This window comes from Actinoplanes sp. NPDC051475, assembly GCF_040689425.1.
Taxonomy (GTDB): Bacteria; Actinomycetota; Actinomycetes; order Mycobacteriales; family Micromonosporaceae; genus Actinoplanes.
Genome location: NZ_JBFAZZ010000002.1, coordinates 518,776 through 538,675 on the forward strand (window position 1 = coordinate 518,776; position 19,900 = coordinate 538,675).

At 67.0% G+C, this 19,900-nt stretch carries 18 protein-coding genes and 1 tRNA gene; 8 read left to right on the plus strand and 11 right to left on the minus strand.

Annotated features, from left to right (window positions below):
- Positions 1 to 42 precede the first annotated feature (42 nt).
- The gene (locus AB0368_RS06855) at positions 43 to 1,227 is read right to left on the minus strand and encodes an IS110 family transposase (protein WP_366152815.1); all 1,185 of its coding nucleotides are present in this window, start codon (positions 1,225 to 1,227) and stop codon (positions 43 to 45) included.
- Between the two features lie 337 nt (positions 1,228 to 1,564).
- Here AB0368_RS06855 and AB0368_RS06860 point away from each other — a divergent pair, with 337 nt between their 5' ends.
- The 5 genes from AB0368_RS06860 (at position 1,565) to AB0368_RS06880 (ending at position 6,389) form a co-directional block, all read left to right on the plus strand.
- Complete coding sequence (locus AB0368_RS06860) at positions 1,565 to 2,119, plus strand: DNA methyltransferase (protein WP_366152816.1); 555 nt, start codon at positions 1,565 to 1,567, stop codon at positions 2,117 to 2,119.
- A gap of 297 nt (positions 2,120 to 2,416) precedes the next feature.
- On the plus strand, positions 2,417 to 2,983 hold the full coding sequence (locus AB0368_RS06865; RefSeq protein ID WP_366152817.1) for a helix-turn-helix domain-containing protein: 567 nt from the start codon (positions 2,417 to 2,419) through the stop codon (positions 2,981 to 2,983).
- Between the two features lie 128 nt (positions 2,984 to 3,111).
- On the plus strand, positions 3,112 to 4,350 hold the full coding sequence (locus AB0368_RS06870; protein ID WP_366152818.1) for a hypothetical protein: 1,239 nt from the start codon (positions 3,112 to 3,114) through the stop codon (positions 4,348 to 4,350).
- Between the two features lie 199 nt (positions 4,351 to 4,549).
- Positions 4,550 to 4,828: a DNA-binding protein gene (locus AB0368_RS06875; RefSeq protein WP_366152819.1), complete on the plus strand. Its 279-nt coding sequence runs from the start codon at positions 4,550 to 4,552 to the stop codon at positions 4,826 to 4,828.
- A gap of 94 nt (positions 4,829 to 4,922) precedes the next feature.
- Complete coding sequence (locus tag AB0368_RS06880) at positions 4,923 to 6,389, plus strand: site-specific integrase (protein ID WP_366152820.1); 1,467 nt, start codon at positions 4,923 to 4,925, stop codon at positions 6,387 to 6,389.
- Between the two features lie 83 nt (positions 6,390 to 6,472).
- On the opposite strand, the gene AB0368_RS06885 is transcribed toward AB0368_RS06880, so the two are convergent.
- From AB0368_RS06885 to AB0368_RS06920, 8 genes are all read right to left on the minus strand, one after another.
- Positions 6,473 to 6,544 (minus strand) — tRNA-Lys (locus AB0368_RS06885).
- A gap of 107 nt (positions 6,545 to 6,651) precedes the next feature.
- Positions 6,652 to 7,998 carry a DNA polymerase IV gene (locus AB0368_RS06890; RefSeq protein WP_366152821.1) on the minus strand — a complete coding sequence of 449 codons (1,347 nt, stop codon included), beginning with the start codon at positions 7,996 to 7,998 and terminating at the stop codon, positions 6,652 to 6,654.
- Between the two features lie 354 nt (positions 7,999 to 8,352).
- A complete protein-coding gene (locus AB0368_RS06895) occupies positions 8,353 to 8,685 on the minus strand; it encodes a hypothetical protein (protein ID WP_366152822.1) in 333 nt (110 codons plus the stop codon).
- 28 nt (positions 8,686 to 8,713) lie between these two features.
- Positions 8,714 to 9,028 carry a DUF6507 family protein gene (locus AB0368_RS06900; protein ID WP_366152823.1) on the minus strand — a complete coding sequence of 105 codons (315 nt, stop codon included), beginning with the start codon at positions 9,026 to 9,028 and terminating at the stop codon, positions 8,714 to 8,716.
- Positions 9,029 to 10,492 carry an FAD-dependent monooxygenase gene (locus AB0368_RS06905; protein ID WP_366152824.1) on the minus strand — a complete coding sequence of 488 codons (1,464 nt, stop codon included), beginning with the start codon at positions 10,490 to 10,492 and terminating at the stop codon, positions 9,029 to 9,031.
- Between the two features lie 16 nt (positions 10,493 to 10,508).
- Positions 10,509 to 11,744, minus strand: a complete 1,236-nt coding sequence (locus AB0368_RS06910; RefSeq protein ID WP_366152825.1) for an MAB_1171c family putative transporter — start codon at positions 11,742 to 11,744, stop codon at positions 10,509 to 10,511.
- The gene (locus AB0368_RS06915) at positions 11,741 to 12,334 is read right to left on the minus strand and encodes a hypothetical protein (protein ID WP_366152826.1); all 594 of its coding nucleotides are present in this window, start codon (positions 12,332 to 12,334) and stop codon (positions 11,741 to 11,743) included. The genes AB0368_RS06910 and AB0368_RS06915 overlap by 4 nt, the downstream gene beginning before the upstream one ends.
- A complete protein-coding gene (locus AB0368_RS06920; RefSeq protein WP_366152827.1) occupies positions 12,335 to 13,087 on the minus strand; it encodes a helix-turn-helix transcriptional regulator in 753 nt (250 codons plus the stop codon).
- Between the two features lie 718 nt (positions 13,088 to 13,805).
- On the opposite strand from AB0368_RS06920, the gene AB0368_RS06925 reads away from it, so the two are divergent.
- Positions 13,806 to 14,429 carry a LuxR C-terminal-related transcriptional regulator gene (locus AB0368_RS06925; protein ID WP_366152828.1) on the plus strand — a complete coding sequence of 208 codons (624 nt, stop codon included), beginning with the start codon at positions 13,806 to 13,808 and terminating at the stop codon, positions 14,427 to 14,429.
- Positions 14,430 to 14,446: 17 nt separating this feature from the next.
- Here the strand turns inward: AB0368_RS06925 and AB0368_RS06930 are convergent, their stop codons facing one another.
- Together AB0368_RS06930 and AB0368_RS06935 are read right to left on the minus strand one after the other, a co-directional pair.
- Entirely contained in the window at positions 14,447 to 15,199 is a 753-nt protein-coding gene (locus AB0368_RS06930; RefSeq protein ID WP_366152829.1) for a 4'-phosphopantetheinyl transferase superfamily protein, read from the minus strand.
- The gene (locus AB0368_RS06935; RefSeq protein ID WP_366152830.1) at positions 15,196 to 16,533 is read right to left on the minus strand and encodes an MATE family efflux transporter; all 1,338 of its coding nucleotides are present in this window, start codon (positions 16,531 to 16,533) and stop codon (positions 15,196 to 15,198) included. The genes AB0368_RS06930 and AB0368_RS06935 overlap by 4 nt, the downstream gene beginning before the upstream one ends.
- 208 nt (positions 16,534 to 16,741) lie before the next feature.
- Here AB0368_RS06935 and AB0368_RS06940 point away from each other — a divergent pair, with 208 nt between their 5' ends.
- Positions 16,742 to 18,055: a glycosyltransferase family 2 protein gene (locus AB0368_RS06940; RefSeq protein WP_366152831.1), complete on the plus strand. Its 1,314-nt coding sequence runs from the start codon at positions 16,742 to 16,744 to the stop codon at positions 18,053 to 18,055.
- Positions 18,052 to 19,791 carry a condensation domain-containing protein gene (locus tag AB0368_RS06945; RefSeq protein ID WP_366152832.1) on the plus strand — a complete coding sequence of 580 codons (1,740 nt, stop codon included), beginning with the start codon at positions 18,052 to 18,054 and terminating at the stop codon, positions 19,789 to 19,791. Before AB0368_RS06940 ends, AB0368_RS06945 begins: the two co-directional genes overlap by 4 nt.
- Positions 19,792 to 19,900 lie beyond the last annotated feature (109 nt).

Sequence of the window (19,900 nt, forward strand, 5' to 3'; positions counted from 1 at the left end):
GATTACCAGGCGATGAAGCGCCCCTGGTTTATCCAGGCGAGGTCAGGCCGCACGTGCTGGCGCGGCCAGCTGGAAGCACCGACTGTCGCGCAGCAGTGCCCACAGCACGTCGACGCGTCTGCGGGCCAGGGCTATCAACGCTTGCCGCGGCTTGCGGCCTTCGGCTCTCTTGCGGTCGAAGTACTCGCGGTTCGGGCCATCGAATTTGAGGCTGGTCAGGGCCGACATGTAGAAGACCCGGCGCAGGGTGCGGCTGTAGTGCTTGGGGCGGCACATAATTCCGACTTTGCGGCCGGACTCCCGCGGCACCGGCGCCAGCCCGGCGAAGGCGGCGAGGTGATCGGCGTCGCGGAAGTTGCGGGTGTCGCCGACGGCCGCCAGGAACTCGGCACCAAGCACCGGCCCCATTCCGGGCATGCTCAAGATGATCTTCGCCTGCGGGTGTTGACCGAACAGTTCGGCGATCTCGGTGTCGAGTTCCTGGATCCGGCGGTGCAAGTCCAGCAGGTAGTCGGCCATCTGCTGGACCAACCGGGCGGTAGCTCTCTGCCCAGGCAGCTCGACGGTCTGAGCGGCGGCCGCCGCGCAAGCCTTGTCGGCCAGGACCGTGGCTCGCCGGGCGCGGCGCTCCTTGAGCCGAGCGGTGATCTCCTCGTGTCCTGCATGCCGGATCGCCTCGGGCGTCTGATACAGGCTCAGCAGGATCAGCGGGCCCCGCTTGGCGAAGTTGAACACCTTCTCCAAGGCCGGAAACGTGCCGGTCAGGTAGTCACGCAGGCGCGTGATGGTGCGCGTCCAATCGGTCGTCAGATCGGCCCGGTGCGCAGTGAGGACGGCCAGCTCGGCGATCAGTTCCGGCTTGAGCGTCAACGCGGACAGGTCCCGGCGCATCCGGGCTGTCTCGGCGATGATCCAGGCGTCCTTGGCGTCGGTCTTGCCCTCGCCGCGAAAGGCGCCCGACATGCGGTGCACCGTCCGGCCGGGCACGTACACCAGACGCTGCTCCGCAGACAGCAGCAGCGCGATGACCAGCGCAGCCGGGCTGCCCGCAAGGTCGATCGCCCAGCTCACGTCCAGGGCGGTGTCGCGTCCCTTGGCAATCAGGTTCTCGATCGCCGCCTGGTCGTTGACCACCCGCTGCGACCAGATCACCCGCCCATGATCGTCGACGGCCGTCGCGTGATGCGCAGCCTTACCGGCGTCGATCCCGATCCAGGCCCGTTCCAAATCTTCCTCCCCACAGCGACATCAAGGTTCCCCACGGAGCACCCTGCCTGCACAGCCTTAGATAGCGACGACTCGCGGCTCTCAATCAGCGACCAGGGTGTCCAGAAGGAGCCGGGCGGCCATACCACTCAGGCCACCGGACGGCGTCATGGGCCAAGCCACACCCGGCCCCTCTGGGTCGCCCGAATGATCTCACCCGGACATCGAAGATCCTAAGGTTGATGGGCTTGCCGGTCGGCTGGGTCACTGACCTGGACCTTCCGAGGACGGCGGCTTTGCGGGTCTTGGGCAACGGAGTGTTGTGGCAACAGGCCGCCGTCGCGTTGCGGCTGCTGCTGTGCCCGCACCGCTGGGGCAGCAGGTGAGCCCGGACGTGCTGGACGCGTTGCGGTACCGGGCGGTCGGGCCGGTCGAGCTGTACCTCGGCGACGCCCGCCAGGCCCTCGCCGCCATGCCAGCGGACAGCATCGACTGCGTGGCCACCTCACCGCCGTTCTGGGCGTTACGTGACTACGGCACCGGCGCATGGACCGGCGGCGACCCGGAATGCACGCACCACCACGGGCGCGGCCAGCGCTCGCCCGGTGTCGTGTGCCGGCGCTGCCCGGCGGTCTGGGTCGACCCGCAGTACGGCCCGGAGAACACGGTCGAGAAGTACGTCACCCGGCTCGTCACCGTCTTCGACGAAGTGCGCCGGGTGCTGAAACCGTCCGGGACGGTCTGGCTGAACCTCGGGGACCGCTACACCAGCGGTCCCCCCCACGCCCACCCGCTCGGCGCCGCACACGGCGACGCCATCGGAGTCGACATCAGCGCCGATTTCCACGACGAGGCGCTCACCCGACTCGGCTCGCATCTACTCGCCGCTGCCAGCGGCGGGCCAGCGAGCTGAACCTACGGACGGTGCCGGTCACCTTCGCCCAAGCCAGGGGCGCCCTCGGTGACTGGCACCGTCCCCGTCCGGACGCAGGTGCATACCTATCCCGGCTGCTCGGCTCGCGGGCCGCGACCAACCTACTCGAGGCAACACCCAGGGCGCCTGACCGCTGCCCGCCGGGGCACTGCGGTGCTCCCATGCCGGGCAACCGCGAACTGCGGCAGACCTGGACCTGCCTGCTCGCGCCACGTTCATCCGTCACGCCCGTGGCGGGGCCTTTCACATCCCTCAACCGAAAAGGAATCACCAATCATGGACACCTCCACCCCCCATACGACCGGTAGCGACACGACCGGGTCGCGCCGGTTGACGAGATACCGGATCGCCCACGCCGCCACCGCGGTGGTCCTGCTCGCCGCAGGCGTCGTCGCGGCGACCATGGTGCCAGACGAGATCTGGGTCAAGGCCGCCGTGGCCGTGATACTCCTGGACCTGCTCTACGCCGTCGCGCGCATCGCCAGGCGGCACTACACCGCCCGGGGCGGGGCGCACCGCGCGCCGTCCAGCACCGCCCACCCCGCGCCGGCCACACCCGCACCGTCCGGCGTCCCCGCAGCGGGACCGGCGCCGACCGCACCGGGCTGGACCGCTGAGCGCATTCAGGCGCTCGGCACGACCACCAGCCTCGGCACCGCCGCGGACATCTTCGGCATCTCCGCGGCCACCGCCTACGGGCTCGCCCGGCAAGGCGCCTTCCCGGTGCCGGTCATTCGCGTCGGCAACAGATACCGAGTCCCGGTCGCCCCGATCCTCGCCGTCCTCGGCCTGGATCCGTCGCCGGCAGACCGGGCCGCCACGACCACACCGCCTGCGCAGTAACCCTGCCCGAGCGCCCGACCGCGGGAGAACCCTGCGGCCGGGCTTGCCCTGTCACACCCCTTCACCACTTCACAGCCCTTCACCACTCCGCGCCCTGGAGCGCGGACGAACCCCTCATCGGAGACATCGTGTTCACGCCCAAATTCATCCGAATCGGTATCGCCCTGGCCGGCCTCAGCGCCGGGAGCGTCCTCGCCGCTCCCGCAGCCGCCGCGCCGCCCGTACCGCCGCCCGCCGTACCCGCCACCGCCGTTCCTGGCGTGCTGCCCACCGTCGTACCCGGCACGCCGGGAACGGCCACGACCCCGTCGACGGCGGCGTCCGCGGCCGGTGGCCTCACCGCCGTGACGGTGCCGACCAGTGCGGCCCGGCGCGCGTCGGGTCTGCCCTGGTCCGACGGCGGGTACTTCGCCCACGACAGCGCCCAGGCCGACGCGTTCGCCGCCTGGCGCGGACGGCCCGTCGACAACATCGTGGCGTTCACCCACCGGCAGACCTGGCCCGCCCTGCTCGAGCCTTGGTGGACGACGTCGCTGCCTGCCGGCTTCGACGCGAGCCGCGACGACTTCATCCTGTCCGTGCCGTTGTGGACCGACGACGGCGATGCGGGCAGCGACGCCCAGTGGACGCAGCTCGCCACCGCGACCACCGCGGTCGACCCCGACGCCTTCATGAGGGTCGGTTGGGAGATGAACTGCTGTTTCTCCCTGGCCACCGACCAGGACGCCTGGCGCACCCAGTTCACCCGCGCCGCCACCCTGCTCAAGGCGGCGGCACCCGAGCTGCAGATCGTGTTCAACCCCAACGAGGGCGCCTCCAGCAACAACACCGTCACCGACCCGAGCGTGCTGTTCGTCGACGGGCTCATCGACATCGTCGCGATCGACGCCTACGACTGGTACCCCGCCTACACCGACGAGGCGAGCTGGGCGCAGCACCGCGACAAGCAGTTCGGCTGGAACCACTGGTACGACTTCGCCCGCTCCAAGAACCTGCCGTTCGCAGTGGCCGAGTTCGGTGTCTCCGCCGCCTCAACCGATACCGGCGGCGACAATCCGGCCTACTTCCAGCACGCATACGGCTGGCTTATGGAGAAGGCCACCACCACGCCAGGCTCGATCGCCTTCGTGTCCATCTTCAACGAGCCGGCCGAGTACTGCCTGTGCCAGCTGTACCCGACCACCGCGAACCCCGCCGCCGGCGAGCGCTACCGCGACCTACTCGCCGAGCTGGCCGGCGCCGCACCAGCACCGCCCGAGGGCACGGTGACCGGCCCGGACGACACCACCCCGGCACCACCAGCAGAACCGGATAGCGGACTGTCCGCGGGTGACCTGCCGGCATCCGCGGGAACGCCGACCGGCTGACCCGCGCCGCAACGTCGGACTGCAGCACCACCCTGCGCAGCCGGTCGACGAAGCCGGATCCCGACAAACGACCACCCGGTTCGGCGCCGCGCCGGTCTGCAGCAAGGCACCCCCACAGAACCGTTCATCCGTTCGGCCCCGATCGCGCGTCCTCCGTGCGGTCGGGGTCGCCGCTTCCTTGCTCAGGAGCCCTTCCGCAATGACACCCCACCCTGATGACCACGACGCTGCAGACCTCTCCGAGACCCTGTGGTCGCCCGCCCGCATCCGGGCACTCGGCGCCGTCACCGACGTGCCCACCGCCGCGTCGATCTTCCGCATCGGCCGGTCCACCGCCTACGAACTCATCCAACTCGACACCTTCCCCGCACCCGTCATCCGGGCCGGCGACCGCGTTCGGATCCCCGTCGCCGGGATCCTCGCCGCCCTGCAGATCCCCCTGGAAGCCCACGCCGAAGAACCCCCGCCGCCGACTTGATCAATCCGGTCGATCGAAGCGTTGATCAACCCATGAAATCCGCAGCCACCAATGGCTGCACGCACCCGCGCACACCCCGCTCTGGAGGCACCACATGGCGGAAGGCTCCGTCACCAAGTTCTGCACCTGCCGCGACAAAGACACCGGCAAACGACTCAACGGACGCTGCCCGAAACTGCGCCGCCCCAGCGGCGCCTGGCACCCCACCCACGGCCGCTGGAGCTACCAACTGGAACTCCCGCGCGCCGTAGGTGAACCGCGACGGCAGCTACGCCGCTACCGCTTCGACAACCGCGACGAAGCCGTCGCCGAACGCGAGCACGCACTGGCCCTGCTCGCCCTGGCAGGCGGCAACAACGACCTCGCCGTAGAGATCGGCGACCTGCTGCACCAGGTCAAACCCACCGCCCCGCTACCCGAGCGCGACATGATCGCCCGCCGCGTCAAGGCCGGAGTGCCGGCAAGTACCGCCAAGCTCCTCGGCGACTACCTGCCGGAATGGCTCACCGGACGGCAGATCGAACCCGGCACCCGACGCTCCTACGACAGCCACATCCGCAACCACCTCAACCCGCACCTCGGCCACATCCCTCTCGAAAAGCTGCGCGTCGGGCACATCCAGGCCATGTTCGCCGCGATCGCCGACCGCAGCACCGCCATCGAGGTCGCCCGCAGCAGCGACGACCCCGCCGTGCGGGCCAGCGTCAAAGGCGAGCGCATCACCGGGGCGGCGACGATGCACCGCATCCGCGCTACCCTGCGCAAAGCCCTCAACGACGCGATCGGCAAACACCGGCTCATCGAGTTCAACCCCGCCATGCACGTCGAACTGCCCTCCGGCAAACGGCCCAAAGCTCGCGTGTGGACGGCTGCGGCGGTCAAGCACTGGCGGGCTACCGGCGAGCGGCCCAGCCCCGTCATGGTGTGGACCCCCGAGCAAGCCGGACAGTTCCTCGACTACGCCGAAGCCCACGACCTCGTCCTCTATCACCTCTACGCGCTGATCCTGCACCGCGGCCTACGCCGTGGTGAAGCCATCGGACTACGCGATATCGACCTCGACCTCGACGACGCCGCGATCCACCTCGTGCAGCAGATCACCACCGACGGATACACACCGGTCACCAAGAGCCTCAAGAGCGACTCCAGCGAACGCACCGTCACCCTCGACGACTCCACCGTCGCGAACTTCCGCAGCTACCTGGCCATGCGGGCGCGGTGGCAGCTCGTCTCGGGACACACCTGGGTCACCACCGGACTGATGTTCGTCCAACCCGGCGGCCAGCCCTGGCACCCCGACACCGTCACCAAACGCTTCGACGACCTCGTCGAGAAGTCCGGGCTCCCGCCGATCCGCCTGCACGACCTGCGCCACTGCGCCGCGACATACCTGAAGGCCTCCGGCGCCGACATCAAGGACATCCAGGAGACCCTCGGGCACTCCACCCACAACTTGACCGCCGACACCTACACCTCGGTGCTGCACGAACTGGAAACCGAACGCGAGAAGGCCAACGCCGCCGTAGCCCTGGTCCCGCGCAGTGGCCGTAAGGCCGCCTAGGTCGCTCCATCGCGGTCGAAACGGAGCAACCTGCATAGATAGAAGCCGATAGCCAAAACGGTGTTTTCGCAGGTCAGACTAGGTGGGCCGCCGGGGACTCGAACCCCGAACCTAAGGATTAAAAGTCCTCAGCTCTGCCATTGAGCTAGCGGCCCGCGACGGCCAGGGTACCTGGGCGAAGCACGTAATCCTAAGCGATACCCGCCTGCGTAGGGGGCCTGCGTCGCATCGACGCGCTCAAGCCATCGGACGGCCGAGGGATCTACGCCAGCGGCGTTGTCCAGTCCGGCGGGTCGGCGGGATGCAGGTGCGCGTCGTCGATGGCGAAGGTCCGTACCGGTCCGGGTGGGGTGGTAGGACCTTCGAAGCGGACGCTGACACGGCCCAGACCGCTTCCCCACACCCAGCCAGGACCGTACTGATCGTGGTGGACGTCCTGGCCGGGACGCCACGACAGCGGGGTGGTCGCTGGCGGGAGGGCTGCGGCATCTGCTGGCGCCGGAGAAAGACCGGATTCAATTGCGGCGTCGGTGGTGGTGTCGGTGAACAGGTCGTCCTGGACGAAGTCGGCGAGGGTGGCCACGCTGACGCCGAGCAGCCGGATCCCGGTCGCAGTGTCGACGTCGGCGAGCAGCTTCCGCGCGAGCTGGGCGATCAGCCGCGGGTCGTCGGTCGGCTGGGCCCGGGTGCTCGAGCGGGTGATGGTGGTGAAGTCGTAGTGCCGCACCTTCAGCGTCACCGTGCGCCCGGACAAACCGGCCGTGCGTAGCCGGCCGCCGACCCGGGCGGCCAGCAGGTCGATCTCGGTACCGAGGCGGGCCCGGTCGGTGACGTCGATGTCGAAGGTGTCCTCCGCCGATACGGACTTCGCGTCGCGTTCCGCGACGAGCATGCGGTTGTCGTCGGCGCGAGCGAGGCGGAACAGTCCGTTGCCGTGGGCTTGGCCGAACCAGTCCACCAGATCCGCAAGCGATGCCTGCGCCAGGTCCCCGATGGTGTGGATCCCGGAGCGGCGGAGCCGGTCTTGCGTGGCGGGTCCGACGCCGGGCAGCCGGCCGACGGGTAGCGGATGCAGGACCGCTTGTTCGTCGCCGGGTGCGACGATGGTGAGCCCATTGGGCTTGTTCAGGTCGGAGCCGATCTTCGCCACCAGCTTCGACGTGCCTGCCCCGATGGAGGCGGTGACTCCGCCGGTGGCAGCGGCGATGGCGTCCTTGACCTGCCCCATCAGCGCGGTCAGGGCGGCGATGGACGGGTCGTGGCCTCCGGCGGCGAGGTCGATGTAGGCCTCGTCGATGGAGACCTGCTCTACCAGCGGGGACACCGCGCCTAGGAGCGCCATGACGACGTTGCTGGTCTTGCGGTACGCCGCGCCGCGCGGCGAGAGGAACGCCGTGCCGGGTGGGCAGCACCGGCGGGCCTGCGCGACTGGCATCGCCGAGCGCGCTCCGAACACGCGGGCCTCGTATGAGGCGGTCGCTACCACGCCGCGTCCCCCGACGCCGCCGACGATGACGGGCTTGCCTCGCAGCGAGACTTTGTCGCGCTGTTCCACGGCGGCGAACATGGCATCGAGATCCACGTGGGCGATGCTCGCCTCGCGCCGCACCGATGCCTCCCGCCACCTCGAACGTCGTTGCTGCTCAGCGTAGGTGGCAGGTATGACAACGCCAGGTTGAGCAGCGCCGATCGGTAACGCGGTCGTGGTGCAGTTTGCTGTTTCGGCCGGTACCGGCGTCGTGTTCGCTTGACGATCACCAGATGTGCGCAGCTACGGGGGTTGCCGCCGTACCAGCTTGTGGGCAGCGCCCGACGCGGCAGTGGATCGCTGCAACGAAGTGAGTACTGGTCAGCCCAGCAGCATCGAGGTGTCCTACTCCACGCCGCGCGTCGCGCATGTGTCACAAGGCCTTGTGCTAGAAGGCGTTGAGTGCACCCGGTACGTCACGCAGCGTCGCCCTGACTATTTCCGCATGAACGAGCCGGCCTCACCGCGCAGCTGCGTGAGCCGGTTCGCGATCGGCCGCACGGTGGCCGCGTACTGCACCAGCGCCGCATCGACCTCCTCGATGTCACCGGCGACCGCGTCAGCGCCGGTCTTCACCTGACCGGTCATCCCGAACAACTGCGCGGCCTCGGGCGCGTCGTAGAACGCCGACAACCCCTGCCAGGTGCTGTGCACGTTCTGCCCCGCTGTACGGAACGTGCCACCGGCCGTCTTCAACGCGCCGGCGTGGGTCTCGACCGCGCCCAGATCACCGCTGAACTGCGCAATCGCCTCCGCCTTGATGACCACGTGCTTCCCCCGATTTGGTAGCGGCCCTTCAGCGGCCGCGGGAGTCGTTTCCCGACGGCGCTGCGACCGCGTTGGCCTGCGCCGTGCGAGCCATCTCCAGATCACCGTCGATGTACGCCTTCGTCGCCTTGACCGCACCGGTCAGCGCCCGGCTCGTGCGCTCCACCACCGCCTTCATCGCGGGCGCCTTGTGCTCGGCGAAACCCACGAGGGCACCCGCGACGATCTCGCTGCCGCACGCCTTGGCGGCGCCCTCCCCGACGCCGTCTACCCAGCACTCTGCACAGACGCGACTACCTACGAGCGAGCCGCTGTTTGACAGAGGAGCAATCCACAGTCCCACTCAGCGGGGTAACTGTCCGCGAGGTTCATGTCTGTCCGCCTCTGGAGATGGGTAGTCGTTGCCCTGGAAGCATCGCAGCTCGGCCGCAGTGATCGGCGGTTGGGTCGATGCATCGCGTGGGACAACACGGGGTGCCCGTGCTGCACCCAGTAGCACGCGGGGGCTCGCGAGACGAGTGGGCGGGGTACTCAAGGTGATGGCGTCGAAGAAGGCGGCAGCTATATGTTCCTTCTCCATGGCCGCACGGATGACCCGGTTGACGTAGGCCAAGCGGGCCCGATCGCCGCGGCCAGGTACGATGTTGCCAGCATGCGGATAGAAAATGTCCACGCTGGTGGCCAGGTCCCAGGCATGTTGAAGGGCGCGGCCTACCAGGCGCTGCAACCGTCGGCCACTGCCCTGATCGGCACCTCGTGACTGTAGGCCTTTGCGCAGGGCAAGGCATTGGTAAGCGGCTACCGCCATACCGTGGCCGTAGATCGGGTTATAGCTGGCTAGCGCGTCGCCGATCATCACGAGACCATCCGGCCACTGCGGCAGTCGCTCCACGTACAAGCGCCTGTTGGCGGTGCTGTGCGAAGAGTGGATCGGCGTTATCGGGCGTGCCGTGGCGATCAGGTCGGCGACGATCGGGTGAGCTACGCCGTGGCGGGCGTACTGGGCGAATCCGGTCTCATCGGTGGGCGGTTGTGCGCCCCGTGTCCCGGCGAGGGTCACCAGCCAGCGGCCGTGCTCGACCGGCACCAGCAGCGCCGCCCGAGCCGGCCCTCTGGTCGGGACGTCCGGCTGCACAGTCACCAGGGGAAAGTTTGTGGTCGCCCCAGCCGGGGCTCGGAACAGGCGGGTGGAGTACGCCAGGCCGGAGTCGATGACGTCCTCGCGGACAGTGTCGATGCCCGGCAGGCTGAGCTCGGTGAGCCAGTTTCTGCTGCGTGAGCCGCGGCCGGTGGCGTCAATGACGATGTCGGCGTCGAGGTCCTCGGTGGTGTCGCTGGCCTGGTCGTGCACTCGTATGCCAGTGATCCGTTTGGCGTCACCGCGCAGCCCGACGACTTTGGTGTGGTCCCGGATGGTGACCTGCTGGTGTTGCCTGAGCTGCTCGCGCAGGCGCCAGTCCATCAGGTCCCGGGTGCAGGTGATGGCGTACTGAGCTTCATGGGTCCGGGGAAACCAACCGTGAGCGCTCAAAAAGACGATGTCAGCGGGCAGGCCGAGGCGATGGGCGCCAGCGTCGAGCAGGCCGGCGATGGCGCCGGGCAGGAGCTGGTCGATGGCCCGTGCGCCGCCGGACCACAGCACGTGCGCATGACGTGCCTGGGGTAGACCGGTGCGGTGTGTCGGTCGTTCCGGGAGGCGGTCTTGTTCAACGATGGTGATCGCGTCCGCAACGTGGACTAGTGCTGAGGCGGCGAGGACGCCAGCCATGCCGGCGCCGAGCACTACCGCGTGGGTCAGCCGTGGCACGTCTACTCCCCTACGCTTAGCTGTTGGTAGCCGGCGTGGCCACCGACTGCGATGAAGGTCGCCGGTGGGCCAACGTCGCAGCGACGATGTTCGAGTCGAAGGCTGCTGCGATGTGCAGCCACTGCGCGAGTTCGCCGTCGACGTCGGTGCCGTCGATGACCTCGTCGTCACCGGCTCCATCCCCGCCAGGTCGGTGCCCGGGGGAATCGTTAGCCAGGGCCGCTTTGAGTTGGGCAGCTTCCGCGGTGGCGCGCAGCTGCTCGCCGGCCAGGCCGGCTTCGTGGCCGAGGCGCCGAGCCGTCTCAGCCACAGCGGGGTCGAACAGCGGGGTGAGCGTCCACCGGAAGTCGCTAAGTTCGGTGAGCTGACGGCGCACCCGGTGGTAGGGGTCGAACCGCTTGCCGGACGCCACGAAAACCAGTGCGGGATCCACACGGTGCAGGACCTGATGCATCGGCCGCAGGGTCCAGAAAGCTCGCCATCGTCGCAGCCAATGGGGCAGCTGGGACAAGCGCGGTCCCCAGATCGGCAGGACCACCGCGGACAGGACTGCCGCCATGGCCGGAGGTCCGACGAAGAGGGGGAGCATCACGTTGACGGTGTCCAACCAGTGCAGCCCGACCCAGTTGATGACGACGGCAAGGGTCTTTTCCACGAACATGAGAACGGCACCGAAGGTACCGATGCCGTACAGGCGCAGGCCGCGGCGCAGCCACGGACGGTCGGCGTAGTCACTGGAGCGAGCCCAGGACAGGCACGCGAAGGAAAGGATTCCTAGCCCGGAACCGGCTGATACATTGTAGATCATCAGCATTGCGGCGATGGTCGGCTGGCGCGCATAGTAGGTCTCGAAGTCCGTCACTCGTTCGACTGCGACGTCCGAGATGCTGAACAGCCCGATCATGAAGGCGATCGTCGCGGCGTACCCTGCAATGATCGCGAGGACCTTCGGTCGAGCAGATGCTGGTTCGTACCGCCAGAACACCGCCAATGTCAGCGTGGATGCGGCGAATGACACTCCGAGGCAATACACCAGCAGTGCAGTGAAGTTGCTGAATCCGGTTGCGTCATTGAGCAGGTGGATGTTCGTGGGAGCTGCAGCCCACCAGGAGATGGAGGCAGTGAAGATCGACGCGCACAACGCCCATATTTGAGGAGCCTGCCAGCGCTGGCGCAAGTATCGGAACTTGAATCCAACCGCGATCATCCCTCCTGCGGCGGTGAGGATGTAGACGATGTCGCGAGCTGTCATGGTGACTCCGGACGAGAGTGGTCTTCGAAGGCATCGGCTACCCGCCGCACCTGCTCGGGCAGGTTGAACGGCAGACTGGGGGCGCCCGCTCGGGAGGCGGTGTCGGTGAGATGCGCGAGGATGCTGTCGGCGAGTTCCTCGGCGTCACGTTCCTCATCGGCAGCAAGATCAGTGCGGCCGGCGATGAGGGCGATCATCGGGTCGGGTAGATGCGGCAGGAAACGGCGTAGGCCCTCACGAGTGTTCAACTCAACCGGGCGGTGCCCCAGTAACACGTGGGCGAGTTCGTGCAGCATGATGGTGAAGCGGTGGTACCACGACCGCGACTTAGCGCAATAGATGATGTAGCGGCCATCGGCGCACCGCGCTGTACCGCCGGTCAGGCCTGGGCTACGCATGGCGATGAAGCGGACGTCCACCTCAGCCTCAAGCAGCTCCGCCATAAGTGCGGCGACTCGACGGCAGGCATCGCGGTAGCCACCGTCCAGTGGCTGCTGCAACCTGCTGATGGTCCAGTCGCGCAGCTCGCGGTGTTGCGGGGTGAGGCCGCTCATCTCGTCGGTATCCTCCTGCCAGGTCGCGATTCGCACTCACTCACCTGTCGCCCAATCCGTTGGTGGTTTCGGTGCCCGGAAGACCCAGTCGGTGTCGCCGCGGACCGCGTCCGTGAATGCCCGTACTACTTGTTCACGCAGCTCGGGCCGCCACGTTGGCGCCTGGTCGGCGAGCCGAGTCACGAACTCGAGGACGCCGGCGCTGCGGAGGGCGGCGAAGTCGCCGAGCTCAGCATCGATGAGGGCGGCGAGTACGTCGTCGAGGAAGTACGCCGCCTGCGTCTGGCCCTCGCGGTTGAGACCGAAATGGTCAGCCAGAGCGAGGACGTGTTTGAGGCGGGGGTTGGGCAACGTGCCGGCTGACGGTGTCATCAGTTCACGCAAGTAGCTGGCGGAAATCGATCCGTACGTGGCTTTGGCGGTGATCGCCTTCGCAACCTCTTCCGGACTCCACGGACCGCGACCAGGGGGATAGACCATGGAGAACAGGCTGACCAGTCTCGCTGAGAAGCTGCGCCGCGGTTGCTCATCGCCCTGGCGTTCATGACGGCCCCCGACGAACGCTGCTGGGCAGACATCCAGCGCCGCGGCGAGATGTTCGAGCACCTCAAGAGTCGGGTTGTCACGGTCGCCGTTGCGCAGCAGCGAGAGGTACCCGGGCGTGATATTGCCACCCCGCTGGGCCACCAGGCGAGACAGCTCCGTGTTGCTGTACCGGTGGCCCCGCGGTGGATGCTCGCACAACTGATCAAGGTTGGCGCTGAACGACCAGTGCTGGTCTCGACCCATGGCCAACCCTCCTGCAGCCCGCGGAGCTGTTACTGGCGTGGAACAACTGTCGGGTTTTCGCTTCGCCAGTTGAATCATGTGGCTTCGGGCTCTATAGTCATCGATGAGCCTGACTTGACTGTTGTTGCGTCACCCCGACTACCGCGCTACAGCAGTATATAGATGGCAGTCGGAATCCGATAGCGGCACCGCGCGCAAGGGAGTCAAGGGCCAACAACCAACGGGGAGGTGCGGGGAGCCGATGAGAAGCCACGGGCCAGAGGGGACTTCCCTCAGCGGCCATCCAAAGTTCAATCAACCACTGGACCGAAGCAGCTCACCTCGGTGCAATCAAACCGGGACGCGCGCCAGTTCCCCGGGCGCAGAGCCTTCTGACACGACCCGAAGTGGGAACCCACACCTGCCCTTCAGACACGGACGCTCCTTCTGTCTGGGCGCACCGCCGGCCTGCATGGAAAGGTGCCCTAGCACTGAGCGCGCCACTGACGCGGCACGACGGGATCTAGCTCGCCGTGGGCCGCGCGCAACTGCGCTGGCGGCGCGCTCACGTGGGGCTTAGCGTCTGCCCTCGTGTCATGCCGGATACCGAACTGCGGTCGAAGACCCAGTGTGGGTCCATACCTTCCTCCAGACCCAGTTCTTCCCCACACTCACCCACTCGGAGGTACCTTTTATCATGTCCACACCAGATTCCGCCCGACATGATTTAGCAGGGGGAATGCAGCCCTACAGTGTTCTGGTAAATCTGGCGAACGAGATTCTGGCGCACGGCATTATGGCGGTTTTGGAGACCTTGCCTATCGTTGGACGCTTCGACCGGTCCCGGGCCGGCTCGCCACCTGCCGAAGCGAGCTTCGACGTCGTGATCACAACCGTGGAGGACATGGACTGCGTCGAGTGGCCGCCGCCTGACCAGGCCCCGACTCCGAAGATCTTACTGCTGATCGACGAGGACGCCGGGGATTGGCCGGATCAGCCAGCCGACGGATATCTGCCCCGCCGCGACTTGACTAGAGCACTGCTGAACCGGGCACTCGAGCAGTTCCGGTTCGACGAAGTGCACCCTCCCGGTCGGCTTGGCCGCAGCCTGCTCACCCCGTCGCCGGTACCGATCGCGGACCGGCAGCGACCGCCCACCGTCAGACTCACCGCTCGCGAGCAGCAGACGCTGCAGTTGCTCAGCGAGGGGTGCAGTAACAAGCAGATCGCCACCCGGCTTAACATCTCCGTGCACGGCGCCAAACGGCTGGTCGGCAACGTCCTGCTCAAGCTGGCGGTGGAAAACCGTACCGCCGCGGTGGTCTCTGCAATGCGGTGGGGTCTGTTGCCGTCGGCATCTTAACTAACAGTCGACCGCTGCTATGTTCGACCGTCGTCCTGAGTATCGTCGGCGGAACCGTTGAGCACCCGTATCTGGAAATCGTCCGTTCCGGTCAGGGCCACCGCAGCCATCCAATCGGGCTGGACCTCGACGTCGCGTACGCATCGGTCCGGGCCAGCGGACGGGCTCGGACCGGTACGGATGACCGGCGGCGATCCTGTCACCGGAAGGTGCAGCATGTCGAGCAGCCGCTCGCCGGTAACCTTGGCGCAGGCTTCCTTTCGAGTCCACAGACGAGTGGCTTCGTGCGCCGCTGCGGATAAACCGACGTGCCGCACGGCTTGTCGCTCCGCTGGCCGGAACCATCGTTCCACTACCAGTTGGTGGCGGCCGTCCTCGGTCACTCGCTCGAGGTCCACGCCGACGTCTCGGTGGCCGGTGCCCAGAACGGCTACCGCTGCCATCGACCCGCAATGGCTGACGTTGAACGTCGGCATCCCATGGCCGTCCAGGTACGGCTTGCCCCATGGACCGATCCGCCAGGGTAGGTCTGTCGGCGGCAGCTGGGTGTAGCGGGCCAGAATGACGCGCGCGCCGGTGCGCGTGGCGGTGAAATGGCGTCTCTGCTGACCGGTCATGCGTGCGGCTCGCTCGCGTTCCCCTTCGTCGACATATCTGGACTCGCTGGCCTGGAACTGCCGGTCCAGGGTGATGACCCACAGATCGACAGTGTCGGGCGCGGAATCTCGTTCCGGGACGTCACGGGCTGTGCCGCCGATGACACTCTTCACTGGCGCTCCCTCGTTCCGGCGCGAGCGAGGTGGCGTACTGCAACTACGGCGACCAGGGTGGCGAGGACACCGCCGACGTTTCCGATCGACAGCGCCCAGTAGAAGTCCGCCGGGCCGCCGTCCCCGCGCGTTACGAGGTAACCGATAACGGAGAGAGCAGCGAAGAACACGACGTTCAGGCACAGTCCCAGTAGGCCTTTGCCGATCTGCTCGAGCACTGTGAACGCTGCCAGGGTCATGCCCATGAACAGATAGCTGGGTCCGACGATCCGGAGGTACCTGGCGGCTTCGGCGGCGGCGGCGGTGTCGTTGGTCAGCAATCCGGCCATGCCGGGCGTGAGCAGCCACACCGCGGCAGACAACGGTATGTACACCCAGAGAACTACTCGGAGCCCGGCCCACAACGACGGCAGGAGCCGGCTTCGCTCACCCGCCCCTAGCCGTTGGTTGATCATGATTGCGGAGGCCGCCCCGATGGCGAGTGCGGGTTGGATCAACACGGCCTGCAGGGTGACGGCGAGCGAGAAACCGGAAACCCTGCTTTCGCCGAAAGGCCCCATGATCCACAACTGTGCGGTACTGAAGCCGAAAAGTGCGACGAAGGTACCTGCAACCGGCAGCCCCACTCGCCGCAGGTAGACGAGGGCTTCTCGGTTCACCGTGCCGCGCCGCGGCGACTTGATCAGGCCTGACCTTCTGAGTTGCCACGCCGCGATCGTCAAGGCCACCGCGGTAGCCATCGCCATACTCACCGGCACGGACCACACACCCAGGCCGGTGCCGTAGGCGAGGGCGGCTACGGCGCTCAGCTCGACCAAGGCGCCGCCCAGGGTGATGACGGCCGCCGCCCCGGAGCGACCACTGCCGCGCAGTAGCGCCGCCGGCGCGATGGGGAGCATGAGCAGCGCTGACGCTGCAGAGGTCCACCGGACGAAACCGATGAACAGCTCGCGGGCGTGTGGTGCGACATGCAAGAGGTCGGCCAGAGCGGGCGCCGTCACTACGACGACAACGGTCAGTGCCGCGCCGAAGGCGAAGCTCAGGGCGATGGACGTCCACATCAGGCCGGACAGGTCGTCTGTTCGTCGTGCACCGACAGCTCGGGCGACCGCGGTCTGCGTGCTGGCGTCGAAGGCAACGATCAGCGCGACGAACAGCTGGGAGAGCGGGATATACAGCGACCGTACGTACAGGGCGTCGGAGCTGAGCCAGCCGAGGATCGCGAATACCAGCAGTGGGAGAAGCACAGCGCCCACCATCGCGGCCCCGATGGGTGCGCCCAGCCGGAGGATCCCGGCGCTATCCGTGCGCGGTGCGGTCACCGTCGAACTCAAGGCACTCTCCCCGTCGATTCCAGTTCTTGCCAGCCGGACTTCTCACCCTATCGACGTAGAGCGATATTTACCACCGATTCGCAGTGCCCTTTCGGGTAGGGCCGGAATCAGGTGAACGATGGGCCTCCCCGAATGACTACTGCAATGGCCGTGAGCTGCGGACAGGATATGGACCATCAAGTCATCGAGCAAGAACGATGGAGAAGCCATGTTACTGTCCATCCTGATCCCGGTCTACAACCAGTCGCACTGCGTGGACTGGACCCTGGAGGCGTTGACCCGGCAGACCGTTGCGACGGACACGTTCGAGGTGGTCGTGATCGACGACGCCTCGACCGATGACACTATCGCCGCAGCCACCGTCTATGCGGATCGACTCGACCTCCGGGTCGTCCGCAATGCCCGGAACCTCGGTCGCTCGGCCACGCGCAACCGCGCGGTCGAGGAGTCCCGGAGTGAACATCTGCTTTTCCTGGACGGCGATTCCTGTGCCGCACCGACGCTGGTCGAAAGGCATCTGGGCTTCCGCAGGGAACGGCCGCACGACGTGCTGCTCGGCAAGCGGGTCGACGTCGGCTGGTGGACGTTACGCAACATCGGCAGGGGTGAGTCGCCGGCTTACCAGAGCTTCGAGGAGGACCCGCGGGATCTCTTCCGGATCGAGGACGGTGCCCTCGACATCCTCGACCGCACGCCATGGCTCTTCGCCTACACGCACAACCTGTCGATTTCTCGCGCCGTCTTCGACAAGGTCGGAGGATTCGATGAGTCATTCAAGAAGTGGGGCTTCGAGGACAACGACTTCATGTACAACATATTCAGGTCTTTCGATCGTCAATCCGGCCACTTCCACTACGACCCGAAGGCGCTGTGTTATCACATGCCGCATCTGCGCAACCGTTCAGCGGAATGGGACGGCAGCCGCGATGCGATTTCATACCTGAAGGACAAGTACCGGCACTTCGACATGGAATTGATGGTGCACCCGCCCGAGCAGCGCTATCACGCACACGTTTTGCCGTACTACGAGAGGTGTCTGAAGTACATACAGGCCGCGGCCGGCAGAGTGAAGGCGACAACCGTGGCCGACGTCTTGCCCGCCGCGGCGGGGCAGCGGCTTTGGATCGGCTTCGACGTCAGTGGGGTGAGCCGTCCGAACGGCAGCGACCACTACTTCGACCACGCCCTGCCTGCAGTCGGCGACAACCATCACCTGTTCGGCAGCTTCACGCCGTTCGCCGACGATTCCCTGACCGCGGTGGTGAACGTCGACCTTTGGAGCATGTTGGGCCCGGTCGAGCTGTCCGGGGCGTTGATGGAAGGCTTACGGGTGGCACCGGAGATCTACCTGGCCCGGTCGAAGCGGCTCGGCGACCTCCCCGGACAGCGCATCGGCCTGCTCAGCGATCCGCACTACGTGATCGATCTGATCGCCGGTGTCAGCGATGCCACTGTCCTTTTTCAGAACGACGACCTCGTCATCATCCGTTGCACCCGGCGAAACGCGACGGTGTCGGCATGACCGTGGTCATCGCCCCGCCGGTCGAGGGACTGACCAACATCGAAGGAGTGCTCGACTGCTTCGCGTTGCCCTTCGCCTTCACCGGTGAGCGGTCCCGCAGCGGACCGCTCACCTGGGGGCAGGAGCATATGTACGAAGAACTGGGATACGTCTATCCGAACAGCTCCATGATGAACCAGTGTGTGGGCGTCGAGATCAGGCCGGACGTCACTGCCGAGGCCGTGCGCAAAGCGCTGCGCGACGTGGTCGAGCGGTTCGAATCACTGCGCACCGTCTACCCCCTCAGCCCTGACGGCCCGGTGCAGCAGGTGGTCGGTGACGGTGAATACGTCATGCAGGTGGCTGATGTCGCGCCTGACCGGATCATCCCGGCCTCGCGCGCGATCCTCGAACGAATGATGGCGCGCGCCTACGAGCTGGACACCGAGCTGCCGGTGCGCGCGACCCTGGTTCGATCCGGTGGACAACCGCGATGGCTGATTCTCGTCATCTGCCACATCGCGGTGGACCACGCCGTACTGATGCAGTTGCCCGGGGAGTTCAGCGCGGTGGCGGTCGACCGCGGCCTTCCGACCGGAACCACAACCCGCCGGCAGCCGCTGGACCAGGCGGAGATCGAAAGATCGCCGGCCGGCCGCCGCACCGGCGAACGCGCCATCCGGCACGCGGAGTCACTGCTGCGCGCCATGCCACAGACGATGCTGCCGCGGGCGCTGCGCGTCTACGAGGAGCCCCGCTACCGTTATCTGGTCTTCGAGTCATACGCTCTGGTCATGGCTGTGCCGGTGCTGTCCGCTCGGCACCGGACCGGGGCGACCGCAGTGCTCTACGCGGGCCTGGCCGCCGTCTCGGCGTACGCGAACGGCCTCGACCGTGCGGTGCTCAACCTGACAGCGATGAACCGCTTCGACGAGGCGACGCGTGGGGCGGTCGGCACGTACCACCAAGAGGTGTTCGCCGTCGTCGAGCTGGGCGATGTGCCGATGGCTGAGGCGATCCGGCGATCGGGGTCGGCGGTTCTGCGTTCGCTCAGGCATGGCCGCTTCCCGGTGGCTGAGCGGGCCGCGCTACACCGCCGGATTGAGCGGGAACGCGGTATGCGGCTGGACACTTCGTGCACGGTCAATCATCGGCCGGGACACCGGATTGGTGCCGTCGTGCCTGCTGAGGTGACAGCTGGGCTTCTCGCCGAAGCCGCGGCGAAGACGCGGTGGCGTTGGATCGACGGGGACAACAGCAGCGGGGCGACGTTCTTCTTGCACGTCGACGAGACTCCAGTGTCGTTGAAGATGCGATTCGTGGTCGATACCTCGCTGATCTCGCCAGAGGAGGCGCTAGTCTGGCTGCAATCGATGGAGCGAATCCTGGTCCGTGAGGTGCACACCGAGACGACGCTCGGCGAGTTGGGCGCGCTCACGGGTCTGTGGTCTCCGGAGCGTGACCATCACTGGCTGACCGTGGACTCGTCGTGGGTGGATCTGCGCGCCGTGTCGGAGCTGGTGCGGCGGGTTGCCGCCACGGAGGACGCCGACGTGTTCGAATCCGGCGGCTCGCTGGTCGCCTACCTGCCCCGGCGGACCACCACCGTTGCACCGGAGGATTTCCGGGTGGACTGCTTGGCCGCGCTGTCCGGTCACCGGAATGCGATGGTGCCCCATCGGGTCGTCCTGACGGACGGGTTGCCTGCTTCCCGGGATCTGCTCGGCTGGCGGCAACTGGAGGTAGCCGGCGGCTGATCCGCACGCGGGCGGTCCGACTGTCCGATGCCGGCGATCCGTCTGGGCACGCGAGCCTGCTGAAGCAGCGAGACAGGCCGGGCCATCTCGACCCGGCCTGTCTCGCGAT

Excerpts from the sequence above, each read along its gene's own strand:
- AB0368_RS06865 (WP_366152817.1), top strand. The coding sequence starts at position 2,417 with ATGGACACCTCCACCCCCCATACGACCGGTAGCGACACGACCGGGTCG.
- AB0368_RS06875 (WP_366152819.1), top strand. The coding sequence starts at position 4,550 with ATGACACCCCACCCTGATGACCACGACGCTGCAGACCTCTCCGAGACC.
- AB0368_RS06880 (WP_366152820.1), top strand. The coding sequence starts at position 4,923 with ATGGCGGAAGGCTCCGTCACCAAGTTCTGCACCTGCCGCGACAAAGAC.
- AB0368_RS06910 (WP_366152825.1), bottom strand. The coding sequence starts at position 11,744 with ATGACAGCTCGCGACATCGTCTACATCCTCACCGCCGCAGGAGGGATG.
- AB0368_RS06920 (WP_366152827.1), bottom strand. The coding sequence starts at position 13,087 with ATGGGTCGAGACCAGCACTGGTCGTTCAGCGCCAACCTTGATCAGTTG.
- AB0368_RS06925 (WP_366152828.1), top strand. The coding sequence starts at position 13,806 with ATGCAGCCCTACAGTGTTCTGGTAAATCTGGCGAACGAGATTCTGGCG.
- AB0368_RS06940 (WP_366152831.1), top strand. The coding sequence starts at position 16,742 with ATGTTACTGTCCATCCTGATCCCGGTCTACAACCAGTCGCACTGCGTG.
- AB0368_RS06945 (WP_366152832.1), top strand. The coding sequence starts at position 18,052 with ATGACCGTGGTCATCGCCCCGCCGGTCGAGGGACTGACCAACATCGAA.